Here is a 21,714-nt window from a genome sequence, read left to right as displayed (position 1 = left end):
GCAGAAGGTGGGGGCTCCGTCACAGCGCGATCACCATGCCGTCATGCGCCCGCTCCTCGGGCAAGGGCTCGCGATGCGCGAGCATCGAGACGCCCATATGCGTCAGCACGATTCGTGCCGTCTTGAGCTCTGCCCGGTGCGAGGTGAGTGTTTCGTAGTCGAGATGGTTGGCGAGCTTGACGTCCCATGTGTAGCACTCGACCAGCAGCACATCGGCCCCGGCCGCGAGCGGGATCAGCGCCTCGGTCCAGGCGGTGTCGCCGGAAAAGGCGAAGACCTTGCCTCCATGAGCCAGCCGGTAGCCCTGGCAGGGGCCGGCGCGCTCGTCATGCAGCATCGGGAAGGCGGTGACGTCGATTCCGGCGAGCGGCGCTGGGCTCTCGGGCGTGATTTCGACGTAACGGATCGGGAAGCGCCAGGCATTTGTCGCAGCACCCGGGAAATCGGCGTCGAGCGCATGCAATGCCCGGTGCTCGACGCCGAGCGGCCCCGCGATCACCAGCGGTTCCTTGCGACGCGAGACGAATTGCGCGTCGAGCAGGAAGGCCGGCAGGCCGCCGAAATGGTCGCCATGGAAATGCGTGAACAGCAGCGTCGAAATGCCGTTGCGTTCGATGCCGGCCTTGTTCAGCGCGACCAGGCTCGAGGCGCCGCAATCGAGCAGCATGCGCTCCCCGCCCGCCTCGACATGCAGGCAGCTGTTGAAGCGCCCGCCGGAGCCGAAGGCGTCGCCCGAGCCGAGGATGGTGATGTTCATGGGATATGTACTTCCGCACGCGATCCCGGATCGCGCCGCGGTTCCCGCGCCGCGTCCGGGATGATCCTCGCTGTCGCGAAGATCACATCGTGCACTTCGAATCCGACATGTAGTCGTGCACCTTCACCGCCCCGCTGATGATGTCGGCGCGAGCCTTGTCGGCTGCGGCCTTCATCTCGGGCGTGATCAGCGCCTTGTTGGCGTCGTCGAGCGCCCAGCCGACGCCGTCCTCCTTCAGCCCCAGCACCGAGAGGCCGGGCTTCCAGGTGCCGTCTCGCGCCGCTTTGAAGGAGGCATAGGCCGCCACATCGACGCGCTTCAGCATCGAGGTCAGCACCTTGCCGGGCTGCAGGCCGTTCTGGTTGGAATCGACGCCGATGCCGAGCTTGCCGGCATCTGCTGCGGCGCGCAGCACGCCGATGCCGGTGCCGCCCGCCGCGTGGTAGATCACGTCGGCGCCGCGGTCGATCTGCGACTTGGCGAGCTCGCCACCCTTGACCGGATCGTTCCAGGCCGAGGGCGTCGAGCCGGTCATGTTCTGGAAGATCTCGGCATCCTTCTTGGCCGCCTTGACGCCCTGGACATAGCCGCAGGCGAATTTGCGGATCAGCGGAATATCCATGCCGCCGACGAAGCCGACCTTGTTGGTCTTCGAGGCCATGCCGGCCAGGAGCCCGACAAGATAGGAGCCTTCATGCTCCTTGAACACGACCGACTGCACGTTCGGCAGCTCCACGACCATGTCGATGATGGTGAATTTCAGGTCCGGGAACTCGGCCGCGACCTTCTGCAGGGCCGTCGCCTGCGAGAAGCCGACGGCGATGATCGGCGAATTGCCGTCGCGGGCGAAGCGGCGCAGCGCCTGCTCGATCTGAGCCTCGTTGGTTGGCTCGAAATCGCGGAACTCCACGCCGGTCTCGGCCTTGAACTTCTCCGCACCGATATAGGCGGCCTCGTTGAAGGATTTGTCGAACTTGCCGCCCTTGTCATAGACGACCGCCGGCTTGATCGCTTGCTGAGCCATTGCGGCCACGGCCGAAAGGGCGACGCCGGCAAGCGCGAGCGCGAGAGATTTCAACCGCATGGATCATTCCCCTGTTCGATCATTGGGGCGGTTTTTCCGCCCTGTCTGGGCTCACGATGGCATGGCTTGGCGACGCGGCCAAGCCGGGACCGCGCCATGATCCTGCGGCCGTCCCTCGCGACGATTGCAGGAGCGGCGGGATCGGCTTAACCCTAGGGGATGAGCCTGAACGACGCTGAGATCGAACGCTATGCCCGCCATCTGGTGCTGCCGGAGATCGGCGGGCCGGGCCAGAATCGGCTGAAGAATGCCCGGGTTCTGGTCATTGGTGCGGGCGGGCTGGGCGCGCCGTTGCTGCAATATCTGGCGGCGGCGGGCATCGGCAAGATCGGCATCGTCGACGACGACATCGTCTCGCTCTCCAATCTGCAGCGCCAGACCATTTTCAGCACCGCCGACATCGGCGAGCGCAAGGCCGTCGTCGCGGCCGAATTCATTCGCGGGCTCAATCCCAACGTCGTGGTCGAGGAGCACGTCGTCCGCATCGATCCGCATAATGCCCGTGCGCTGATCGCCTTCTACGACATCGTCGCTGAAGGCTCGGACAATTTCGGCACGCGCTATGCCGTCTCGGATGCCTGCTTCCATGAGCGGCGACCGCTGGTCACCGCCGCGCTTGGCCGTTTCGACGGTTCACTGACGACGATTCGGGCGCATGAGGCCGGCCCCGACGGCAAGCCCAACCCGACCTATCGCTGCCTCTTCCCGCAGGAGCCGCCGCCCGGCACGGTCGCGCCCTGCGCCGAGGCCGGCGTGCTGGGGGCGCTCGCTGGTGTGATGGGTTCGCTGATGGCGCTGGAGGTGGTGCGCGCCGTCACCGGTTTTGGCGAATCGCTGGTCGGCAAGCTCCTGCTCGTCGACGCCCTGACGATGCGCTTCGAGACGATGCGCTATGGCTGGGATGCGGGGAATCCGCTGAATGGCGCAACGCGGTAGCGTCGGGGCCAGCGGGAGGAAAGGAGCAAGCGGATGGCGGGTGGCTTGAACGGAGGATGCCGCTGTGGCGCGGTTCGCTATCGCCTCGCCGTCGAGCGTCTGCCGTCCAGCTATGCCTGCCATTGCCGTGACTGCCAGACATGGACCGGCAGTGCGTTCAGCCAGCAGGTCGTCGTGGCGGCAGATCTGCTGAGCCTGGCTGGACCCGTCGACCTCTACGAGCTGACCTCGCCGAGCGGCCGCGTCTCACGCCAGCGCGTCTGCGGAACCTGCCATACGCGAATCTACAACACCAACAGTGCCCGGCCGGGTCTCGCGATTATACGGGCGGGCACGCTCGACGAGAGCGATGCGCTGGATGTCGTGGCTCATATCTGGGTGAAGCGGAAACAGCGCTGGATATCAATTCCCGACAATGTGCTGAGCTGGCCGGAAGCCGCTCCGCTCGCCGAACTCACCGAGGCTTTGACGCAAGCCTGAGGGATGGCGGTTGAATGCCATCCGTGCCGGGGCGCTAGAGAATTTCCGCGTTTCTCCGAATCGCGGAAACGCTCCAGCTTCTTATTTTATCGCGTTTTCTTCACGCGAACCGGTGCCCACTTCGCTCGAAAATGCTCTCGTTTTACCGCTTCGCCTCGATCACATCCCACAGCTGCGCCGCCAGATCCGGCCCGCCGAGCTTCTTGATCGCGCGCACGCCGGTCGGCGCCGTCACATTGATCTCGGTCAGGTTGCCGCCGATCACGTCGATGCCGACGAGCAGCAGGCCACGCTCGCGCAGCGTCGGGCCGATGGCCTCGCAGATTTCGAGTTCGCGCTTCGACAGATCGGTCGGCCTGGCTGCACCGCCGCGCACCATGTTGGCGCGCAGATCACCCACCGCGGGCACCCGGTTGACCGCGCCCGCCGCCTTGCCGTCGATCAGGATGATGCGCTTGTCGCCTTCCGAGACCTCCTTCATGAAGCGCTGCACGACCCAGGGCTCCCGGAAGATCCCGGAGAAGAGATCAAAAAGCGAGCCGAAGTTCGGGTCTTCCTTGCTGGTCTTGAACACGGTCGCGCCGCCATGGCCGTAGAGCGGCTTCATCACGATCTCGCCGAATTCGTCGCGGAACGCCTCGATCTCGGCCTTGTCGCGGGTGATCAGCGTCTGCGGCATCAGCTCCGGGAAATGCGTGACCAGGATCTTTTCGGGCGCGTTGCGCACCTCGGTCGGGTTGTTGACCACCAGCGTCTTGGGGTGGATGCGCTCGAGCAGATGCGTCGTCGTGACATAGGCCATGTCGAAGGGCGGATCCTGCCGCAGCAGCACGACGTCGAGCGTCGAGAGATCGATGCGCTCCTCAGTGCCCGCCGTGAAATGATCGCCCTCGACATCGCGCACCGTGACCGGCCTGATCCGGGCGGTGACCTTGCCGTCGCGCAGCGAGAGCTTGTCCGGCGTGTAGGTGTAGAGCGTATGTCCGCGCGCCTGCGCCTCCAGCATCAGCGCGAAGCCGGTATCGCCGGCGATTCGGACGCGCTCGATCGGGTCCATCTGGATGGCGACGTTCAGGGTCATGGAAGAGCGCTCCGATTGTGTAGCGCGCCCTTATCGACCGGCGCGCACCGCATCGGCAAGTGGGATGCCTTGCGTCACAAGACAAGCTCGAACACGGCCGGCACATGGCGCGGCCAATGCCGGGACGCGAGAAAGACCGCGTCGGCCCGCAAATGATGCTCCATCGCCCAGGGATTGCGCGCAAGCCATTGCCGGATTCGCGCCTCGACGAGCCGGCGCTTCTGCGGCGTGATGGCACCGAGCGCATCCTCCAGCGCGCCGCGCGCCTTGACCTCGACGAAGGCGATGGTGCGGCCGCGCTTGACGATGAGGTCGATCTCACCGCCCTTGCCGCCGAAGCGCCGCGCCAGCAGCCGGTAGCCCTTCACGGAGAGCCAGAGGATCGCCAGCCATTCCGAGCGTCTGCCGGTCGCGCCCGAGCGCTTGGCGCGAGCGCTGCGGCGAGTGCTGCGGGCTGCGTCTCTCAAGGCTCCTCGCGGGTCAATTCGAGCGCGCGGGCGTAGATCTTGCGGCGCGGCTGACCGGTCTGCGCCGCGACCTGCGCCACCGCCTCCTTCAGCGAGACATCGGCCAGCGCGGCGCGCAGTCTTTCGTCGATGACGTCGCCGGCCGGCGCCAATTCCTCAGCCCCGGGCGGGCCGATGATGACGACGATCTCGCCGCGCGCCTCCTCCTCGCTGTCATAGTGGCTGGCGAGTTCGGCGAGCGAGCCGCGCCGGACATTCTCGTAATATTTGGTCAGTTCGCGCGCCACGGCGGCGGGCCTCGCGCCGAGCACGGCGGCGGCGTCGCCCAGCATCTCGGCGAGACGGCGCGGCGATTCGAAGAAGACCAGCGTGCCGGGAATCGCGGCGAGCTCGGTCAGGCGCCCGCGCCGCGCCGCGGCCTTGGGCGGCAGGAATCCCTCGAAGAAGAAGCGGTCGGTCGGCAGCCCCGCCAGCACCAGCGCCGCCAATACGGCGGAGGGGCCGGGGATGCCGGTCACCGGCAGGCCTTCCGCTACGACATCGGCGACGAGCTTGTAGCCGGGGTCGGAGACCAGCGGCGTGCCCGCATCCGAGATCAAGGCGAGTCGGCCGCCCTCGCGCAGCTTCGCCAGCACTTTTGGGCGCATCAGCGCGGCGTTGTGCTCGTGATAGGGCAGAAGCGGCGTCGAGATGCCGTAATGCGCCAGCAGCGTCTTCGAGGTCCGGGTGTCCTCGGCGAGCACCGCATCGGCCGCCGCAAGCGTCGCCAGGGCGCGGAAGGAGATATCGCGCAGATTGCCGATCGGCGTCGCGACGATGTGCAGCCCGGGCGCGAGCGGCTCGGCCTCGGCCTTGAGCCCGAAGGCGGTGTAGCTGGGAGAGCGGGGTGTGGAGGGTTGGGTCGACATGGGTCGCACGCTGCCACAAGCGCTCGGCTTTCGCCACGGCTGCAGCCCGCGGAATGGCCGATCGCGGTGGCGCAACTCAGAGTTAACAACTTGAAAATATCATGGCGGACTGGCAGGAAAGCCCCACGGTCGGGGGGCTGCACTATCGGGCGGCTTCTCGCCGCACTGGTTCATAAGTTTTAGGTCCAGAGTTCGGCTCATGACTGGAGATCGCCTCGTGTTGCGCCCCTGGCACCTCGCTCCGATCTTGTCTCTGCGCATCCCGGCGCTGGCGGTCTTCGCCTCGCTCGCGCTCGCCGCCTGCAGCGGTGGCCCGTCGGGCATGCCGGGCTTCGACACGGGCTCTGCGGGAACAGCCCAGGGCCAGCCGACGAGCTCCGGCCAGACGATCGGCAATGGCAAGGTCAAGGTAGGCCTCATCTTGCCGCTGACGGCGGAAGGGCAGGGCGCCGTGGTCGGCAATTCGCTGCGCAACGCGGCCGAGATGGCACTCGCCGAATTCCCCGGAGCCGACCTAACCTTGCTGGTCAAGGATGATCGCGGCACGCCCGAAGGCGCGCAGGCTGGAACCCAGGAGGCTCTGCGCGAGGGCGCCGAACTGATCATCGGCCCGCTCTTTGCGCCCTCCGTCCAGGCTGCGGCGCAGGTCGCGCGCTCTGCCAACCGCCCGGTCATGGCCTTCTCCAGCGACAGCAATGTCGCGACGCGTGGCGTCTACCTGCTGTCCTTCCCGCCCGAGAACGACGTCAACCGCGTCATCGCTTACGCCTCTGCGCAGGGGAAGAAATCCTTCGCCGCGCTGGTGCCGGACACCGCTTACGGCAAGGTCGTCGAGGCTGCCTTCCAGCAGGCCGTCGCCGACCGCGGCGCGCGCACTGTGGCGATCGAGCGCTTCGGCGGCGACGCCAACAGCATGCGCGCGGCGGTCGGCAGGCTCGCTCCGTCGCTGCCGCAGGCCGACGCGCTGTTCGTGCCGGCTGCCGCCGACACCATGCCGGCCCTGGGCCTGGCCTTGCAGCAGGGCGGGTTCGACCCGACCAAGGTCAAGCCGCTGGGCACCGGCGTCTGGAACGACGGCGCGGTTGCGCGCGTTCCGGCGATCCAGGGCGGCTGGTTCGCCTCGCCCGACACGGCCGGCTTCAACGCCTTCGCCGGGCGCTACCAGCAGCGCTTCAACAGCGCCCCGACCCGCACCGCGACCCTGGCCTATGACGCGGTCTCATTGGCCGCCGCGCTTGCCCGTACGCAAGGTTCGCAGCGCTTCTCGGAAGCCGTACTGACCAACGCCTCGGGCTTTGCGGGCGCCGACGGCGTCTTCCGCTTCCGGCCCGATGGCCAGAACGAGCGCGGGCTGGCGGTGCTGGAGCTGCGTAACGGCCAGATCGTCACGGTCAACGCCGCCCCGCGCGATCTCGGGCCGAAGACGCAGTAAGCCTTCCGTCATGCTCGGGCTTGACCCGAGCATCTCATGAAAAAGATTCTCGGGTCTGCTTAGCTTCGCCCGGGAATGACGGCGCTTCACGCCGCCAGATCAGCCACCAGCGCGTTGAGCAGCAGCGCGCCGTCGGGGGTCGCCGCGAGCTTGCCGCCGGGCTTTCGGGTCAGCAGCCCATCCAGGATCAGGCTCGTGACGCGGGGTTCGCGCAAACTCCGCCCGGACAGGGCCTTGAATACGGCCGGGTCGATGCCCTCGACCAGCCTCAGCCCCATCAGCAGGTACTCGTCGCCCTGGGCTTCGGCGTTCAGCAGCTCGTCCTCGACCAGCGCATGCCCTTCCGCTTCGACGCGGGTCAGCCAGGCTTCCGGGCTCTTTTCGGTCGAATGCGCCATGCGGCCCTGCGCCGTCACCAATCGGCCATGCGCGCCGGGCCCGATGCCGGCATATTCGCCATAGCGCCAATAGACCAGATTGTGCCGGCATTCGGCGCCGGGTTTGGCGTGGTTCGAGATCTCGTAGACCGGCATGCCGTGCTTGGCCGTGATCTCCTGCGTGACTTCGTAGAGCGCTGCCCCCGCCTCGTGATCGGGGATCGCGAGCTTGCCGGCCTTGAACAGCCGCTCGAAGGCCGTGTCGGGCTCGATGGTGAGCTGGTAGAGCGAGAGATGCTCGGCCGCATGGCTGATCGCGAGTTCGAGCTCGGCGCGCCACAAGGCCGGCGTCTGCTCGACCGAGCGGGCATAGATCAGGTCGAAGGAGTAGCGCTCGAAATATTTGCGCGCGATCGCGACAGCATCCAGTGCCTCCTGCGTCGAATGCATCCGGCCCAGCGCCTTGAGGTCGGCGTCGTTCAGCGCCTGTACGCCGAGCGACACGCGGTTGACGCCGGCCGCGCGGAAATCCTGGAAGCGCCCGGCCTCGACGCTGGTCGGGTTGGCCTCCAGCGAGACCTCGCAATGGGGATCGACGGCCCAATGCTCGCCGATCGCATCGAGGATCGCACCAACCGTACGGCCTTCCATCAGGGACGGCGTGCCGCCGCCAAAGAAGATCGAGGAGACCGTGCGGCCGGGCGTGAGCTCTGCACGATGGGCGATCTCGCGCCGGAAGGCCGCGACATAGCGCGCCTGGTCGGGCGGCGCATGCCGGACATGGGAGTTGAAGTCGCAATAAGGGCATTTGGCCAGGCAGAATGGCCAATGCACATAGACCGCGAAACCGGCATCCGCGGTCGGATGCAGGATCGCGCCTGGCCGCTCGGTGAAGGCGGCCGCGTTGGTCATGAGGGCTTCCTCAGGCAGGCGGCGGCGAGTTCGTGGAAGGCACGCGCCCGATGTGAGAGCCCGGCCGAACCATCCTCGGGAATGCCGTGCTTTTCGTGCGTGGCCATTTCACCGAAGGTTTTGGCGTGACCGTCCGGCCGGAAGATCGGGTCATAGCCGAAGCCGCCGAGCCCGCGCGGTGCATCGACGATCTCGCCGAAAACGCGGCCCTCGAACAGTTCCTGATGCCCGTCGGGCCAGGCGATCACCAGCGCCGAGACGAAATGCGCCCGGCGCTTGTCGGGCGCGGTCGCGCCGCGCTTGGACAGCTCGACTTGTACGCGGGCGAGCGCCGGTGCGAAGTCCTTGCCCGGACCGGCCCAATTGGCAGAGAACAGGCCCGGCGCGCCGTCGAGCGCATCGATGCAGATGCCGGAATCGTCGGAGAGCGCCGGCAGGCCGGAGGCCTTGGTCGCGGCGACTGCCTTGATCGCGGCGTTCTCGGCGAACATGTAGCCGTCCTCGTCCGGCTCGGGCAGGCCGAGCTCGCCGGCCGAGACCAGCTCGATGCCGTAAGGCTCGAGCAAATCGCGCATCTCGCGCAATTTACCCTGGTTATGGGTCGCGATCACGACCTTGCCAGTGAGGAGGCGGTGGCTGGTCACGGTCTTTGCCTCTTCATCTCTAGGGATTGCCGCTATCCGGTGGTGTTCCGGCACTCGCGGCGTGATCTGAATTGCCGGACGGAGGAGCGAATCGAGACGGCTTTCGGCGTGGTTTGCGCTCGGCCCTGAATGCCAGAACGATGATCGCTCCGACGATGACAAGGCCGACCACAACTCCTGAAAGCGTCGTCAGCCAATCCATCGCCGCTTCCCTCTTACGCCACCGCTGCCTTCTGCAACGCGACAAGCCTGCTCACGCCGCCCTTGGCGAGCTTGAGCAGCGCCAGAAGCTCCTCCTCCGAGAAGGGTGCGCCTTCGGCCGTTCCCTGCACTTCCACAAGGCCACCGCCGCCGGTGATGACGAAGTTCGCATCGGTCTGCGCGCCGGAATCCTCGATATAGTCGAGATCGAGCACCGGATTGCCGGCGACGATGCCGCAGGAAATCGCTGCGACATGGTCCTTGAGCGGGTTGGAGCCCTTCAGCATGGAGCGGCCCTCCATCCATTTCAGCGCGTCATGCAGCGCGACCCACGCCCCGGTGATCGAGGCCGTGCGGGTGCCGCCATCGGCCTGGAGCACGTCGCAATCGACTACGATCTGGCGCTCGCCGATCGCGGTCAGGTCGACCACGGCGCGAAGCGAGCGCCCGACCAGCCGCTGGATCTCCTGTGTGCGGCCCGACGGCTTGCCGGAGGTGACCTCACGGCGATTGCGCTCATGCGTCGCGCGCGGCAGCATCGCATATTCGGCGGTGACCCAGCCCTTGCCGGTGCCGCGCAGCCAGGGCGGACCCTTTTCTTCCACCGTCGCGGCGCAGAGCACCCGGGTCTCGCCGAATGAGACCATGCAGGAACCCTCGGCATAGCGCACCACGCCGCGTTCGAGCGTGACCTTGCGCATTTCGTCGGCCGCGCGTTTGGAGGGTCGCATGGGAGCATCCTGATTGTTCGAAGTTGGCGGCTTGTAAGCGGTTGAGCCGGGGGCGGCAAGGTTGGGGCTGGATACGTGACGCTTCTCCCTTCTCCCCTGGCAGGAGAAGGTGGCGCGCAGCGCCGGATGAGGGGGCGCCGTGCCCTGTCCGGTTGGCGTCGTGTTCAGCTAGTTGGAAAGCTCACAGCGCCCCCTCATCCGTCTCGGCTTCGCCGATCCACCTTCTCCCGCGAGGGGAGAAGGGAAGCGCGCCCTGGCTCCGCCCGAGACTGACACGCCGCTCCTCTCCTCGCGGGAGAAGAGTTCCCCGCAGCCTTCATTTGCCGTTTCCGCTTGATCCCTCGCAGGTCAGAGCCGACAATAACCGCATGTCACAGCCATTTTATCGCTGAAATGAGCGCCCATACGCCGCGCCCTGAATCCCCCGGCGGCCTGATCGAGACCGATCAGCGCTCGCGCGAGATTTTCCGTCAGATCATCGACGGCTACCTCACCACCGGGGAGCCGGTCGGCTCGCGCAACATCGCTCGCTTGCTGCCGATGACGCTGTCGCCTGCGACCGTGCGCAACGTCATGACCGACCTCGAACTGGCCGGGTTGATCTATGCGCCGCATACCTCTGCCGGGCGCCTGCCCACGGAACGAGGCCTGCGCTTCTTCGTCGATGCCATGATGGAGGTCGGCAACCTCACCTCCGACGAGCGCACCCGCATCGAGGCGCAGATGAAGGCCGCCGCCACCAACCGCACGCTCGATGCGACGCTGACAGAGGCCTCGGCCCTGCTCTCGGGCCTCTCGCGCGGCGCCGGCGTCGTCGTCACCACCAAGGCCAATGCCCGCCTCAAGCATATCGAATTCGTCCGGCTCGATCCCGCTCGTGCGCTCGTCGTGCTGGTGGCCGATGACGGCACGGTCGAGAACCGGCTGCTCGCCTTGCCGCCCGGCCTGCCGGCCTCGGCGCTGACGGAGGCCGCGAATTTCCTCAACGCCCGCATCATGGGCAAGACGCTGGGCGATCTGCGCCGCGAGATCGCCGAGCACCGCGCTGAGATGGAAAGCGAGCTCGATGCGCTGACCGCAAAGCTCGTCGAGAGCGGCATCGCGACCTCGTCGGGTCCCTCGACCGACCGCCATCTGATCGTGCGCGGCCAGGCCAATCTGCTGGAGGACCTGAAGGCGCAGGAGGATCTCGAGCGCATCCGCCTGCTCTTCGGCGATCTCGAGACGCAGACCGATGTCATCGATCTGCTCTCCCGGGCCGAGGCCGGCGATGGCGTGCGCATCTTCATCGGTTCCGAGAACAAGCTGTTCTCGATGTCGGGCTCCTCGATGGTGGCCGCGCCCTTCCGCGACGCGGAGCAGCGCATCGTCGGTGTCGTCGGCATCATCGGCCCGACACGGCTGAACTACGCCCGCATCGTGCCGATGGTCGACTATACCGCCAAGGTGGTCGGGCGGCTGCTCGACGGCGGGCGGTAATGCGTGTCGGCTGCCTGCGTGCAGCGCTTTTGGGTTTGATGCTGATGACGACCGCCGCCGCTGCTGCAGGGCCTGCATTGATCGATGCCGCAGCCGCAGGACGCGCCGACGAGGTGGCCAGGCTCGTCGTGGCCGGCGCTCCGCTCGAAGCACAGGACTCGCAGGGTCGCTCCGCTCTTCTGCTGGCCGTTGCCGGAAACCATGTCGCGACCGCCAAGGCCTTGCTCGATGCCGGTGCGAGCCCGAATACGCAGGCCGCCAATCGCGACACGCCCTGGCTTCTGGCCGGGGCGTTGGGACGTGCCGAGATCATAGCAGTGATGCTGCCGCGCAAGCCCGATCTGACGATCCGCAACCGCTATGGTGGCAACGCCCTGATTCCCGCCTGCGAGCGCGCTCATGTCGAGGCCGTGAAGCTGCTGCTGACCAGCGGCATCGACCTCGATCACGTCAATGATCTCGGCTGGACCTGCCTGCTGGAAATCGTGATCCTCGGTGATGGCGGCCCGCGCCATCAGCAGGTGGCAAAGCTCGTGCTCGATGCCGGAGCCAATCCCCGTCTCGCCGACAAGGATGGCGTGTCGCCGCTCGCCCATGCTCGCCAGAGGGGCCAGCGCGCGGTGGCGGCGCTTATCGAGCAGGCCGGTGGCGGCTGACACGCTCGATTTGGCATCGCCGCCGGTTCGCGCTACCTCTGCCGCCAACGCGGCCTTCCTGCCGCCCGAAATCTGCACGTCAAGGCTTTATCAGATGACCGACACGCTCCCCGACCGTCTCTCCTCGAACCCCAACAGCCCGCATTACAATGAGGAGCTGCTCGCCCGCGATATCGGCGTGCGCTTCAAGGGCGTCGATAAGACCAATGTCGAGGAGTATTGCGTCAGCGAGGGCTGGGTGCGCCTCACCGCCGGCAATGCCAAGGACCGCTTCGGCAATCCGATGACGGTGAAGCTCAAGGGCGAGGTCGAGCCCTATTTCCGCCAGGCCGCGCCCGAGGCCTGAGAGGCTCAGCCTACGTCTTGTATCAGCCGATCGTCTTGTAGAAGAAGGTCGAGCCGCAATCGCGGCCGTCCGGCATCAGGGCGAAGCGGGGAATCGTGCCGACCTCGGTCCAGCCGAGGCGGCCATAGAGCCGCCGGGCCGCGCCGGCCTCGTCAGTGTCGAGCACCAGAAGCGTGCGCCCGGCATTGTGCGCTGCATCTTCGGCCGCGCGCATCAGCTTTTCGCCGAGGCCCTGACGCCGTGCCGAGGAGTGCACCAGCACCTTGGCGATCTCGGCGCGGTGCGGCTGGTTGGGCTTGCCGATCAGCTGAAGCTGCGCCGTGCCGACGATCTCCCCGGCCAACCTTGCGATCAGCAGCACCGTGCGGCCAGCGCCGACCTCGTCGATGACCCCGGTCCAGAAGCCGCGGTAATCCTCCGGCGTATTCCACGCCATGAAGCCGACAGAGGCCCCGTTCGCGACGCTGTCGCGCAGGATCTCGACCAGCGCCGGGATGGCGTTGCTGGCGGCCTCCGGGGCGAGCGTTTCGATCACGATGGCATCAACCGGCATCAGCTTCATCCTTTGGGCGGCGTTCAGCCGGAGGTGGTCAGCACGACGGCATAGCGGGCGGGCACACTGCCGGGGTTGTGGTAGGCGATCGGCCCGTCGAGCAGCATCTGCAGGCAATCTCCCGCCGCCAGCCGGTGCTCGATGCCACCAAGCGTGACCACCATCTCGCCGGCCAGAACCCAGACCTGCTGGTCGAGCCGATGGGCGCTGCGCGGTGCGTCGAGCAGCACGCGCCCGCCCGCCGGCATCTCGACATCGACGATCTCGATCCCCGAGCCGGTTCCTGCGGGAGAGACGTTGCGCCGGACATAGCCGCTGGCCGGATCGGTCCAGACCGACTGATCGGCGCGCCGCGCGAGCGGGCCGGCATGGCCCTCGTCGCGAAACAGTACCGAGAGAACAATTCCGAGGCCGGCGCAGATCCGGTCCAGCAGCGCGGCCGTCGGGCTCGATTCGCCCCGCTCCACCCGCGAGATCATCGCGCGGCTGACGCCCGAGCGTTCGGCCAGCATGTCGAGCGTCAGGCTGCGGCTCTGGCGCAGCGCCTTGATGCGCGCGCCGAGCCGCTGATCGAGTTCGAGGTCATCCATCATTTCCATGATACTGAGAATTATTCTACTATATGAGAATGTCAAGCCCAAACATGGGCCTTCGTCGTCGCTTGCTTCTGACGCAGCGTGAACTCGGCTTTCACCACATTTCCAAGTCTGGGCGCCGCGACAGGTCGCGTTTCCGGAAAGATTCAGGAATCCGCGCTTTGATGAGCCTCAAACGACGCTCTTGAAGGGCGCGGGTCGCGAAAGAAGCGACACGGGGGAAGCGGCCATGAATCGCGGTCTTGAACTTCTCGGGCGTTCCGTCGTCGGGTTCATCACCCGCGGCAAGCCGGAAGCCCGCCCGGTCGACGCCAAGGCGCTGGCCCGGTTGCAATCGGCGTTGCGGCCGGGCGATGTCCTGCTGGTCGAAGGCAGCATGAAGGTCTCGGCCGCGATCAAGTATCTGACGCAATCGACCTGGTCGCATGCGGCTCTTTACGTCGGGGAGACCGGGCAGTTCAGCGAGCAGGGCGAGCCGCTGGTGCTGGCCGAGGTCGAGATGGACGTCGGCTGCGTGCTCTCGCCGCTGTCGAAATACGGCGCTTTCGGCACCCGCATCTGCCGTCCCCAGGCGCTTGACCGCGAGGGCCGTGCCATTGTCGTCGATTATGTGCTGGAGCGGCTCGGCACCCAGTACGACCTCAAGAACATCCTCGATCTGATGCGCTGGCTGATCCCGATCCCCTGGGCCCCGCCATCATGGCGCCGGCGCATGATCGCGCTGGGCTCGGGCGATCCGACGCGGGCGATCTGTTCCACCCTGATCGCGCAGGCTTTTGAGGCGGCGCGTTATCCCGTGCTGCCGACCGTCGAATATGCGCAGGCGATGGACAAGGAGGATTTCGAGGAGATCCTGCATATCCGGCACCATTCGCTCTACATGCCGCGCGATTTCGACATCTCGCCCTATTTCGCAGTCGTGAAGCCGACACTGGAGAGCGGCTTCGACTATCGCGCCCTGACCTGGGCGCTGGAGCCCTGCCCGGCCCAGCAGCAACTTGCCGCGGCGGAATAGCCGCAAACGCCGCAAACCGTTGGCGGCAAACCCTTGGCGGGATGCGGCATCGCTGCTATTGCGCGCCCATGAGCACCCGCAGTTTCGACAACATCCGCAATTTCTCGATCGTGGCGCATATCGACCACGGCAAATCGACGCTGGCCGACCGGCTGATCCAGACCACCGGCACGGTGGCGGCGCGCGATATGAGCGAGCAGATGCTCGACTCGATGGATATCGAGAAAGAGCGCGGCATCACCATCAAGGCCCAGACGGTGCGGCTCGACTACCGCGCCCAGGATGGCAAGGATTACATCCTGAACCTGATGGACACGCCCGGCCATGTCGACTTCGCCTATGAGGTCTCACGCTCGCTGGCGGCCTGCGAAGGGTCTCTCTTGGTCGTCGACGCCTCGCAGGGCGTCGAGGCGCAGACGCTTGCCAACGTCTATCAGGCGCTCGATGCGGGCCATGAGATCGTTACGGTCCTGAACAAGATCGACCTGCCTGCCGCCGAGCCCGAGCGCATCAAGCAGCAGATCGAGGACGTGATCGGGCTCGACGCCTCCGAGGCCGTGCCGATCTCGGCCAAGACCGGCATCAACATCGAGGGCGTGCTGGAGGCTATCGTCACCAGGCTGCCGGCGCCCAAGGGCGACATCGATGCGCCGCTGAAATGCCTGCTGGTCGACTCATGGTACGACGCCTATCTCGGCGTCGTCGTTCTGGTGCGCGTCATCGACGGCGTGCTGAAGAAGAACATGACCATCCGCATGATCCGGGCCAATGCCGCCTATGGCGTCGACCGCGTCGGCGTGTTCAAGCCCAAGATGCTCGAGGTCAAGGAGCTCGGCCCCGGTGAAGTCGGCTTCTTCACCGCCTCGATCAAGGAGGTCGCCGACACCGCGGTCGGCGACACCATCACCGACGACAAGCGCCAGACGCCGAACCCATTGCCCGGCTTCAAGCCGGTGCAGCCGGTGGTGTTCTGCGGCATCTTCCCGGTCGATGCGGCCGATTTCGAGGTGCTGCGGGCTGCGATGAGCCGGCTGCGCCTGAACGACGCCAGCTTCTCCTATGAGATGGAGACCTCGGCGGCGCTCGGCTTCGGCTTCCGTTGCGGGTTTCTCGGGCTGCTGCATCTGGAGATCATCCAGGAGCGGCTGGAGCGCGAGTTCAACCTCAACCTGATCTCGACCGCGCCGTCAGTGGTCTACCATCTCAATCTGCGCGACGGCTCGGTGCTGGAACTGCACAACCCGGCCGACATGCCCGATGTGATGAAGATCGAGACGATCGAGGAACCCTGGATCAAGGCGACGATCTTCACGCCCGACGAATATCTCGGCTCGGTTTTGAAGCTCTGTCAGGACCGTCGCGGCGTCCAGACCGACCTGTCCTATGTCGGCTCCCGCGCCAAGGTCGTCTACGACCTGCCGCTGAACGAGGTGGTGTTCGATTTCTACGACCGGCTGAAGTCGATCTCGAAGGGCTATGCTTCCTTCGACTACGCCATCACCGACTATCGCGAGGGCGACCTCGTGCGCATGTCGATCCTGGTCAATGCCGAGCCGGTCGATGCGCTCTCGATGCTGGTGCACCGCTCGCGCGCCGACGCACGCGGCCGCGCCATGTGCGAGAAGCTCAAGGAACTGATCCCGCCGCACATGTTCCAGATCCCGGTGCAGGCGGCGATCGGCGGCAAGATCATCGCCCGCGAGACCATCCGCGCCCTGCGTAAGGACGTCACCGCCAAATGCTATGGCGGCGACGCCACCCGCAAGCGCAAGCTTCTGGAGAAGCAGAAGGAAGGCAAGAAGAAGATGCGGCAGTTCGGCAAGGTCGAAATCCCGCAGGAAGCCTTCATCGCCGCGCTGAAGATGGATAGCTGAGGCTACAGGAGAGGCGTGGAGGGGAAGCTGACGCAACGTCTCCACCTCTGGTTAGCAAGCTGTGGCTAAGGCTCGGGGCATGCCCCGGTCGAATCGCGCGCCCGCCTTGCCGTTGCACCCGAGCGTGCATCGCGAGCTCGTGGATCTTCTCTACACTGCGCTGCCCCAGGTCGGCGCGATCGCGCTGACGGCATTGATGGGTGCCGTGGCGCTCGCAACGGTCAGTGGCGACCAGGGCTATGCCGTGATCGCGGTTCTGGTTCTGCTCACGGCGGCGCTGCGCATCTCCGGTTTGCTGCGTTATCCGCGCGGCTGCCCATTGACCCCGGCCGAGGTGCTGCATTGGGAGCGCACCTATGGGCTGCGCTCCAGCGCCTTCGGCCTCGCGCTCGGCCTACTCTCCTATCGTGCTCTCGAACTCGGAGATGCCCCGGGCGCCTGGATCAGCTTCGGTCTGGCGATGTCGTTTTGTGTCGGCATGGTCTCGCGCGCAGCGGTGCGTCCCTGGATCGTACTGCTCACCGCTGCAATGCTGCTGGCTCCGGTCGCGCTCGGTGGCTTCATGCGCCCCGAATTGCCTTACAAGCTTGGCGCCGCGATGCTGCTCTTGTTCTGGGTCACGCTGCGCGAGGCCTCGCGTCATCTCAGCACGGCCTTCATCGACCGGCTGGAGGCCAAGCTCGCTTTGGCTCATCAGGCGAGCCATGACGTGCTCACCGGGCTGCCGAATCGGGCGGCGTTCCTTGCCGCTTTGGAGTCGGTCGATACACCCCACGTCGTCATTGCGCTCGATCTCGATGGCTTCAAGCCGATCAACGACCGGCTCGGCCACCATGCCGGCGACGCGCTGTTGCGCCAGGTGGCGCAGCGCTTGCGCGGCTGCATGGGCGGGCAGGGCATCGTGGCGCGCATGGGTGGCGACGAATTCATGCTGCTGTTCCCCTTCCAGGCCGGCGTGCCCGATGTCAGCGCGGCGCAAAACCTCGCCCGGCATGCCGTGATGGTGCTGGGCAAGCCGTTCGATCTGGGCGAGGCGGTGACGATCGGCGCCAGTGCCGGCATCGCCCTGGCTGGCCCCGGCGAGGCCGAGAGTAGCTCTCTGCTGGAGCGCGTGGACATGGCCCTCTACGCCGCCAAACGCGATGGCGGCGGGCGCTGGTGCTGGTCGGAGGCTGCCCCGGTTCTCGATGGTTGCCACGCCGTTTGAGGGCAGGCGTCCCGAGAAAACGACGCTTCAGAGCAGGACGCCCAACCCCCGCAGCTCCGCCCGCAGATCGAGCGGCTCGACGAAGTGCACGGCCTTCATGCCGACGGCGCGCGCCGCTTCGATATTCTTGTGGCTGTCGTCGATGAAGATGCAGTCGGGCGCGCTCAGGGCGTAGCGCTCCAGCAGCGTGCGGTAGATCGCGACATCCGGCTTGATCAGGCCTTCATGCGCCGAGACGATCGCGCCGTCGAAGCTTTGCAGGAAGGGGAAGCGGATCAGGCATTCCGCCCATTTCTCGCGCGAGAAATTGGTGATGGCGTAGACCTTTTCGCCCTTAGCCTTGAGCTCGGCGAGCAGCGCGACATTGTCCTCGATCACGCCGGGCACCGTCTCGTGCCAGCGCTCGTCGAAGGCCTTGATCTCGTGCGTCCATTCGGGATGGGCCGCGACCAGCAGCGCCACGGCCTCCTCCCAGGAGCGGCCGCGATCCTGCTCGATGTTCCAGGCGGCGGTGCAGACATTCTGCATGAACCAGTCGAGCTTCGCGGGATCGGGAATCAATTCGCGATAGAGCAGGCGCGGATCCCAGCGGAGCAGGACATTGCCGACATCGAAGACGACGGTGGGCGAGGTTTGGGTCGGCATCATGAAGTCCGCTTGAGTTGGGAACGGGCATAGGTTTCGAGAACAGCGTTCATGCGGGTCTGATAGCCACGGCCCTGGGCCTTATAGGCTTCCAGGACCGATTTCTTGACGCGCAAAGTCACCAGTTGCGTGCGGTCGGGCTCGACCAGCTTCGCATTCTTCCAGAAGGTCTCGTCCAGTTCGGGGATGTCGCTGAAATCGATTTCGTCGTCCTTGAGCGCGGCGAGAGCCTCGGGCGACAGCGGTTTGTCATAGGGAGGTTTCATAGCGCTGCCTTTCCTTTTGAGAGGCCGGTCGGGCCGAGATGATGCGGATGCGGCCGTCGCGCTCGGTATGCACGACGACGAGCATGACAAAGCTATCGATGACGCCAATGCTGATCTCGCGAACCTCGCCATAATCGACGCGGTCATCGATCCAACTCAGCACCGGTCCCTCGAAAATGCGTTTTGCAAATTCGAAGGCGACACCATGCTTGGCGACATTGGCAGTGTCCTTCTCGGGATCCCATTCGAATTCAGGCATGCTACTACGATTTGTAGTTACATTCCAGTTTCATCCTCACGTCCTTGTGTGCAGACGTGCAAGACAGAGGCAAGGGCTGTCGCGTATCTGCAAAGGGCGAACAGTAAGCGGGAGAATGGCGTGGACGGATGGCTGCCATGGCTGGATCGGCAGGGGCGGTTCTCGGCCTTGCGTGCGCTTGCTTTCGCGCTGGTGCTCGTGCCGGCCTTGATCCTGGCCTATGAGGCCTGGACCGGCCAGCTCGGCTCGAAGCCCTGGACGCGGGCGGTGCACGATACCGGCACCTGGGCGATCCGATTGCTCCTGGTCACGCTTGCGGTCTCGCCGCTCCGGCGCATTCTCGATTGGGGCAAGCTGCTGGGCATCCGCCGCATGCTCGGCCTCTCGGTGCTGGCCTATGCAGCGGGGCATCTGACGCTCTATTGCATCGACCTCGCCTTCGACTGGGGCCTGATCGTCTCCGAGATCGTCAAGCGCTTCTATCTGACGATCGGTTTCACCGCGCTGCTCGGCCTGACCGCGCTCGGCGTCACCTCGACGGACGGGATGATTCGCCGGATGGGCGCGAAGAACTGGCAGCGCCTGCATAATCTCGTCTACCTGATCACCGGGCTGGGCCTGCTGCATTTCGCCTTGCAGTCGAAGATCGACGTCACCCAGCCGGCGCTGCTGAACGGGCTCTTCGCGCTGCTCTTGCTCTATCGCGGGCTGAACCGATTGAAGATCGCGACGACCACACCGGTGCTGATCGCGGCAGCGCTTTTGACCGGGCTCGCCACGGCGCTCTGCGAGACGGCCTGGTATGCCTTGACGAGCGGTGTCTCGGCTTGGGACGTCTTCCAGGCCAATGCCGATGTGGTGGTCTATCAGGATCTCGGCTTCCTGCGGCCGGGGCATTGGGTGGCGCTGGTTGGGCTTGCTGTCGCGGCCGTTCATGCCTGGCGGGCGCCAGTGGCCAAGCCGCGCCGAGCGCGTCGCAGCGATGGCGTTCCGGCACAGACGGGTGCTTGAAGGCGGAGCCGATCTTTCATGGTTGGCAGCCCGCGCCGCAGGCTCTAACCCTGTGGCATGCCTGTCGATCCTCACGCCCAGCCTGTCGAAGATGTCGCCGCCGCTGATCTCGCCTCGGAGGGCATCGAATTGTCCTCGGAGCGCACCTCGCCCTTCGTGCCGCTGCAGCAGCCGATCTTCCGCAAAGTCTGGTTCGCCAGCCTCGCCTCGAATTTCGGCGGGCTGATCCAGGCTGTCGGCGCCTCCTGGATGATGACCTCGATCGCGGCCTCGCCCGACATGGTCGCGTTGGTGCAGGCCTCGACGACGCTGCCGGTGATGCTGTTCTCGCTGGCTGCGGGCGCAGTCTCTGACAATTACGACCGCCGCAAGATCATGTTGACCGCGCAGGGCTTCATGTTCGTCGTCTCGATCGCGCTCGCGGTGTTCTCCTGGTCCGGGCTGATCACGCCCTGGTGGCTGCTGACCTTCACCTTCCTGATCGGCTGCGGCACGGCCTTGAACAACCCGGCATGGCAGTCTTCCGTCGGCGATATGGTGCCGCGCCGGGATGTGCCCGCCGCGGTGACGCTGAATAGCGTCGCCTTCAACATCGCCCGCAGCGTCGGGCCCGCGATCGGCGGCGCCATCGTCGCGGCGGCCGGAGCCTTCGCTGCCTTCGCCATCAATGCGCTGAGCTATATTGCATTGATCACGGTGCTGGCGCGCTGGCGGCCGCCCAAGGTCGAGCGCCTGTTGCCGCGCGAGACGCTCTGGATTGCGATGGGGGCGGGGCTGCGCTATGTCGCGATGTCGCCCAATATCCGCAGCGTCATCCTGCGCGCCTTCGCCTTCGGCTTCGGCGGCATCGTCGCTCTCGCCTTGCTGCCGCTGATCGCGCGCGACCTCATCCAGGGCGGTCCGCTGATCTTCGGCGTGCTGCTCGGAGCCTTCGGGGTCGGTGCGGTCGGCGGCGCCTTCATGAGTGCAAGGCTGCGCCGGTTGCTCACCACCGAGGCGCTGGTGCGGATGACTTTCCTCGCCTTTGCCGTCTCCGTTGCGCTGATCGCCGTCAGCACGAGCCTGTGGCTGACCATGCCGGCGCTCTGCGTCGGCGGCGCCTGCTGGGTTTTGACGCTCTCGACCTTCAACGCCACGGTGCAGCTCTCGGCGCCGCGCTGGGTCGTCGGTCGGGCCTTGGCGCTTTATCAGATGGGCGCCTTCGGCGGCATGGCGATCGGCAGCTGGGCCTGGGGCAGGGCGGTCCTGCATTACGGCACCGAGCAGGCGCTGCTGATGGCGGCCGTCATCCTTCTGGTCGGCGCGGCGCTCGGCCTGCGCTACGCCCTGCCGCCGCTGGAGGCGCTCAACCTCGATCCGCTGAGCCGCTGGCGCGAGCCCAAGGTCGCAGTCGATATCGAGCCGCGCAGCGGACCGGTCATCGTCACCATCGAATACCTGATCCGCGAGGAGGACGTCGTCGTTTTCCTCAACGCGATGGCCGAGCGCCGCCGCATTCGTCGCCGCGATGGTGCGCGCCACTGGACGCTGTTGCGCGATCTGACCAATGCGGAGCTCTGGGTCGAGCGCTACGACAGCCCGACCTGGGTCGAGTACATCCGCCAGAACCAGCGCGTCACCCAGGCTGATGCCGAGATCGGCGATCGCGTCCGCGCCTTGCACAAGGGCGAGAACCCGCCTGTCGTTCACCGCATGATCGAGCGCCAGACCGGCTCGCTGCCGCGCGTGGCGGCGGTGCAGGCTCAGATGATCACGGAGTCGCTGAGCGATCCGCGCTCGGTGTGAGCGATCGGGCTA

Annotated in this window: 24 protein-coding genes; 11 read left to right on the top strand and 13 right to left on the bottom strand. The window is 66.1% G+C overall.

The features are described 5' to 3' along the window. Window positions 1-19: 19 nt before the first annotated feature. Both ACSQ3P_RS11550 and ACSQ3P_RS11545 read right to left on the bottom strand, forming a co-directional pair. Window positions 20-757, bottom strand: coding sequence for an MBL fold metallo-hydrolase (locus ACSQ3P_RS11550; protein WP_436165709.1), 738 nt, complete (start codon window positions 755-757; stop codon window positions 20-22). A gap of 82 nt (window positions 758-839) precedes the next feature. After that, window positions 840-1,835: a BMP family lipoprotein gene (locus ACSQ3P_RS11545; protein ID WP_436166240.1), complete on the bottom strand. Its 996-nt coding sequence runs from the start codon at window positions 1,833-1,835 to the stop codon at window positions 840-842. 165 nt (window positions 1,836-2,000) lie between these two features. Here ACSQ3P_RS11545 and ACSQ3P_RS11540 point away from each other — a divergent pair, with 165 nt between their 5' ends. Together ACSQ3P_RS11540 and ACSQ3P_RS11535 are read left to right on the top strand one after the other, a co-directional pair. Next, entirely contained in the window at window positions 2,001-2,777 is a 777-nt protein-coding gene (locus ACSQ3P_RS11540; RefSeq protein ID WP_436165708.1) for a HesA/MoeB/ThiF family protein, read from the top strand. 33 nt (window positions 2,778-2,810) lie between these two features. Next, a complete protein-coding gene (locus ACSQ3P_RS11535) occupies window positions 2,811-3,257 on the top strand; it encodes a GFA family protein (RefSeq protein WP_436165707.1) in 447 nt (148 codons plus the stop codon). A gap of 142 nt (window positions 3,258-3,399) precedes the next feature. On the opposite strand, the gene gshB is transcribed toward ACSQ3P_RS11535, so the two are convergent. The 3 genes from gshB to rsmI form a co-directional block, all read right to left on the bottom strand. Next, the gene (gshB, locus tag ACSQ3P_RS11530) at window positions 3,400-4,338 is read right to left on the bottom strand and encodes a glutathione synthase (RefSeq protein ID WP_436165706.1); all 939 of its coding nucleotides are present in this window, start codon (window positions 4,336-4,338) and stop codon (window positions 3,400-3,402) included. A 74-nt stretch (window positions 4,339-4,412) separates the two neighbouring features. After that, window positions 4,413-4,805 carry a YraN family protein gene (locus tag ACSQ3P_RS11525; RefSeq protein ID WP_436165705.1) on the bottom strand — a complete coding sequence of 131 codons (393 nt, stop codon included), beginning with the start codon at window positions 4,803-4,805 and terminating at the stop codon, window positions 4,413-4,415. Continuing rightward, the gene (gene rsmI / locus ACSQ3P_RS11520; RefSeq protein WP_436165704.1) at window positions 4,802-5,713 is read right to left on the bottom strand and encodes a 16S rRNA (cytidine(1402)-2'-O)-methyltransferase; all 912 of its coding nucleotides are present in this window, start codon (window positions 5,711-5,713) and stop codon (window positions 4,802-4,804) included. Before rsmI ends, ACSQ3P_RS11525 begins: the two co-directional genes overlap by 4 nt. A 199-nt stretch (window positions 5,714-5,912) precedes the next feature. On the opposite strand from rsmI, the gene ACSQ3P_RS11515 reads away from it, so the two are divergent. Next, window positions 5,913-7,145 carry a penicillin-binding protein activator gene (locus ACSQ3P_RS11515; protein WP_436165703.1) on the top strand — a complete coding sequence of 411 codons (1,233 nt, stop codon included), beginning with the start codon at window positions 5,913-5,915 and terminating at the stop codon, window positions 7,143-7,145. Window positions 7,146-7,231: 86 nt separating this feature from the next. Here ACSQ3P_RS11515 and hemW read toward each other — a convergent pair whose 3' ends face one another. From hemW to rph, 3 genes are all read right to left on the bottom strand, one after another. Continuing rightward, a complete protein-coding gene (gene hemW / locus ACSQ3P_RS11510; RefSeq protein ID WP_436165702.1) occupies window positions 7,232-8,434 on the bottom strand; it encodes a radical SAM family heme chaperone HemW in 1,203 nt (400 codons plus the stop codon). Then, window positions 8,431-9,078 carry an RdgB/HAM1 family non-canonical purine NTP pyrophosphatase gene (gene rdgB, locus ACSQ3P_RS11505; protein WP_436165701.1) on the bottom strand — a complete coding sequence of 216 codons (648 nt, stop codon included), beginning with the start codon at window positions 9,076-9,078 and terminating at the stop codon, window positions 8,431-8,433. Before rdgB ends, hemW begins: the two co-directional genes overlap by 4 nt. Window positions 9,079-9,293: 215 nt before the next feature. Then, window positions 9,294-10,010: a ribonuclease PH gene (gene rph, locus ACSQ3P_RS11500; protein ID WP_436165700.1), complete on the bottom strand. Its 717-nt coding sequence runs from the start codon at window positions 10,008-10,010 to the stop codon at window positions 9,294-9,296. 393 nt (window positions 10,011-10,403) lie between these two features. On the opposite strand from rph, the gene hrcA reads away from it, so the two are divergent. The 3 genes from hrcA to ACSQ3P_RS11485 all read left to right on the top strand — a co-directional run bounded on the left by hrcA (window position 10,404) and on the right by ACSQ3P_RS11485 (window position 12,491). Beyond that, a complete protein-coding gene (hrcA, locus tag ACSQ3P_RS11495) occupies window positions 10,404-11,489 on the top strand; it encodes a heat-inducible transcriptional repressor HrcA (protein WP_436165699.1) in 1,086 nt (361 codons plus the stop codon). A gap of 44 nt (window positions 11,490-11,533) precedes the next feature. Next, complete coding sequence (locus tag ACSQ3P_RS11490) at window positions 11,534-12,145, top strand: ankyrin repeat domain-containing protein (protein ID WP_436165698.1); 612 nt, start codon at window positions 11,534-11,536, stop codon at window positions 12,143-12,145. Between the two features lie 94 nt (window positions 12,146-12,239). After that, on the top strand, window positions 12,240-12,491 hold the full coding sequence (locus tag ACSQ3P_RS11485) for a DUF3297 family protein (RefSeq protein WP_092171487.1): 252 nt from the start codon (window positions 12,240-12,242) through the stop codon (window positions 12,489-12,491). Window positions 12,492-12,513: 22 nt separating this feature from the next. On the opposite strand, the gene ACSQ3P_RS11480 is transcribed toward ACSQ3P_RS11485, so the two are convergent. Then, window positions 12,514-13,044 carry an N-acetyltransferase family protein gene (locus ACSQ3P_RS11480; protein ID WP_436165697.1) on the bottom strand — a complete coding sequence of 177 codons (531 nt, stop codon included), beginning with the start codon at window positions 13,042-13,044 and terminating at the stop codon, window positions 12,514-12,516. Between the two features lie 23 nt (window positions 13,045-13,067). After that, window positions 13,068-13,634 (bottom strand): helix-turn-helix domain-containing protein, encoded by a 567-nt coding sequence (locus ACSQ3P_RS11475; protein ID WP_436165696.1) that lies wholly within the window; start codon window positions 13,632-13,634, stop codon window positions 13,068-13,070. Window positions 13,635-13,869: 235 nt separating this feature from the next. On the opposite strand from ACSQ3P_RS11475, the gene ACSQ3P_RS11470 reads away from it, so the two are divergent. From ACSQ3P_RS11470 to ACSQ3P_RS11460, 3 genes are all read left to right on the top strand, one after another. Next, window positions 13,870-14,655 (top strand): YiiX/YebB-like N1pC/P60 family cysteine hydrolase, encoded by a 786-nt coding sequence (locus ACSQ3P_RS11470; protein ID WP_436165695.1) that lies wholly within the window; start codon window positions 13,870-13,872, stop codon window positions 14,653-14,655. Between the two features lie 68 nt (window positions 14,656-14,723). Next, the gene (gene lepA, locus ACSQ3P_RS11465; RefSeq protein WP_069693491.1) at window positions 14,724-16,529 is read left to right on the top strand and encodes a translation elongation factor 4; all 1,806 of its coding nucleotides are present in this window, start codon (window positions 14,724-14,726) and stop codon (window positions 16,527-16,529) included. A gap of 79 nt (window positions 16,530-16,608) precedes the next feature. After that, window positions 16,609-17,736 (top strand): diguanylate cyclase domain-containing protein, encoded by a 1,128-nt coding sequence (locus ACSQ3P_RS11460; protein ID WP_436165694.1) that lies wholly within the window; start codon window positions 16,609-16,611, stop codon window positions 17,734-17,736. Between the two features lie 27 nt (window positions 17,737-17,763). Here the strand turns inward: ACSQ3P_RS11460 and ACSQ3P_RS11455 are convergent, their stop codons facing one another. The 3 genes from ACSQ3P_RS11455 to ACSQ3P_RS11445 are packed head-to-tail and all read right to left on the bottom strand — an operon-like array spanning window position 17,764 to window position 18,906. Further along, window positions 17,764-18,384, bottom strand: coding sequence for an HAD family hydrolase (locus tag ACSQ3P_RS11455; RefSeq protein WP_436165693.1), 621 nt, complete (start codon window positions 18,382-18,384; stop codon window positions 17,764-17,766). Continuing rightward, entirely contained in the window at window positions 18,381-18,647 is a 267-nt protein-coding gene (locus ACSQ3P_RS11450; protein ID WP_069689743.1) for a BrnA antitoxin family protein, read from the bottom strand. Before ACSQ3P_RS11450 ends, ACSQ3P_RS11455 begins: the two co-directional genes overlap by 4 nt. After that, window positions 18,631-18,906, bottom strand: coding sequence for a BrnT family toxin (locus tag ACSQ3P_RS11445; RefSeq protein ID WP_436165692.1), 276 nt, complete (start codon window positions 18,904-18,906; stop codon window positions 18,631-18,633). Before ACSQ3P_RS11445 ends, ACSQ3P_RS11450 begins: the two co-directional genes overlap by 17 nt. A 120-nt stretch (window positions 18,907-19,026) precedes the next feature. On the opposite strand from ACSQ3P_RS11445, the gene ACSQ3P_RS11440 reads away from it, so the two are divergent. Both ACSQ3P_RS11440 and ACSQ3P_RS11435 read left to right on the top strand, forming a co-directional pair. Further along, window positions 19,027-19,917 carry a sulfite oxidase heme-binding subunit YedZ gene (locus tag ACSQ3P_RS11440; RefSeq protein WP_436165691.1) on the top strand — a complete coding sequence of 297 codons (891 nt, stop codon included), beginning with the start codon at window positions 19,027-19,029 and terminating at the stop codon, window positions 19,915-19,917. A 57-nt stretch (window positions 19,918-19,974) separates the two neighbouring features. After that, window positions 19,975-21,702: an MFS transporter gene (locus ACSQ3P_RS11435; protein WP_436165690.1), complete on the top strand. Its 1,728-nt coding sequence runs from the start codon at window positions 19,975-19,977 to the stop codon at window positions 21,700-21,702. Window positions 21,703-21,714 lie beyond the last annotated feature (12 nt).

It is taken from the genome of Allobosea sp. LjRoot9, assembly GCF_964252745.1.
Classification (GTDB): Bacteria; Pseudomonadota; Alphaproteobacteria; order Rhizobiales; family Beijerinckiaceae; genus Allobosea.
Note: the sequence above shows the minus strand (reverse complement) of the source record. Positions and strands in the feature narration are given on the sequence as shown.

What these genes read in the sequence shown, in the direction of transcription:
- gshB (WP_436165706.1), bottom strand. Translation starts at nt 4,338, where the DNA reads ATGACCCTGAACGTCGCCATCCAGATGGACCCGATCGAGCGCGTCCGA.
- ACSQ3P_RS11515 (WP_436165703.1), top strand. Translation starts at nt 5,913, where the DNA reads ATGACTGGAGATCGCCTCGTGTTGCGCCCCTGGCACCTCGCTCCGATC.
- ACSQ3P_RS11550 (WP_436165709.1), bottom strand. Translation starts at nt 757, where the DNA reads ATGAACATCACCATCCTCGGCTCGGGCGACGCCTTCGGCTCCGGCGGG.
- ACSQ3P_RS11445 (WP_436165692.1), bottom strand. Translation starts at nt 18,906, where the DNA reads ATGCCTGAATTCGAATGGGATCCCGAGAAGGACACTGCCAATGTCGCC.
- ACSQ3P_RS11540 (WP_436165708.1), top strand. Translation starts at nt 2,001, where the DNA reads ATGAGCCTGAACGACGCTGAGATCGAACGCTATGCCCGCCATCTGGTG.
- ACSQ3P_RS11455 (WP_436165693.1), bottom strand. Translation starts at nt 18,384, where the DNA reads ATGATGCCGACCCAAACCTCGCCCACCGTCGTCTTCGATGTCGGCAAT.
- lepA (WP_069693491.1), top strand. Translation starts at nt 14,724, where the DNA reads ATGAGCACCCGCAGTTTCGACAACATCCGCAATTTCTCGATCGTGGCG.
- ACSQ3P_RS11485 (WP_092171487.1), top strand. Translation starts at nt 12,240, where the DNA reads ATGACCGACACGCTCCCCGACCGTCTCTCCTCGAACCCCAACAGCCCG.
- ACSQ3P_RS11480 (WP_436165697.1), bottom strand. Translation starts at nt 13,044, where the DNA reads ATGCCGGTTGATGCCATCGTGATCGAAACGCTCGCCCCGGAGGCCGCC.
- hrcA (WP_436165699.1), top strand. Translation starts at nt 10,404, where the DNA reads ATGAGCGCCCATACGCCGCGCCCTGAATCCCCCGGCGGCCTGATCGAG.
- ACSQ3P_RS11450 (WP_069689743.1), bottom strand. Translation starts at nt 18,647, where the DNA reads ATGAAACCTCCCTATGACAAACCGCTGTCGCCCGAGGCTCTCGCCGCG.
- ACSQ3P_RS11470 (WP_436165695.1), top strand. Translation starts at nt 13,870, where the DNA reads ATGAATCGCGGTCTTGAACTTCTCGGGCGTTCCGTCGTCGGGTTCATC.
- ACSQ3P_RS11460 (WP_436165694.1), top strand. Translation starts at nt 16,609, where the DNA reads ATGCCCCGGTCGAATCGCGCGCCCGCCTTGCCGTTGCACCCGAGCGTG.
- rsmI (WP_436165704.1), bottom strand. Translation starts at nt 5,713, where the DNA reads ATGTCGACCCAACCCTCCACACCCCGCTCTCCCAGCTACACCGCCTTC.
- ACSQ3P_RS11475 (WP_436165696.1), bottom strand. Translation starts at nt 13,634, where the DNA reads ATGGATGACCTCGAACTCGATCAGCGGCTCGGCGCGCGCATCAAGGCG.
- ACSQ3P_RS11535 (WP_436165707.1), top strand. Translation starts at nt 2,811, where the DNA reads ATGGCGGGTGGCTTGAACGGAGGATGCCGCTGTGGCGCGGTTCGCTAT.
- ACSQ3P_RS11490 (WP_436165698.1), top strand. Translation starts at nt 11,534, where the DNA reads ATGACGACCGCCGCCGCTGCTGCAGGGCCTGCATTGATCGATGCCGCA.
- ACSQ3P_RS11435 (WP_436165690.1), top strand. Translation starts at nt 19,975, where the DNA reads ATGCCTGTCGATCCTCACGCCCAGCCTGTCGAAGATGTCGCCGCCGCT.
- rph (WP_436165700.1), bottom strand. Translation starts at nt 10,010, where the DNA reads ATGCGACCCTCCAAACGCGCGGCCGACGAAATGCGCAAGGTCACGCTC.
- hemW (WP_436165702.1), bottom strand. Translation starts at nt 8,434, where the DNA reads ATGACCAACGCGGCCGCCTTCACCGAGCGGCCAGGCGCGATCCTGCAT.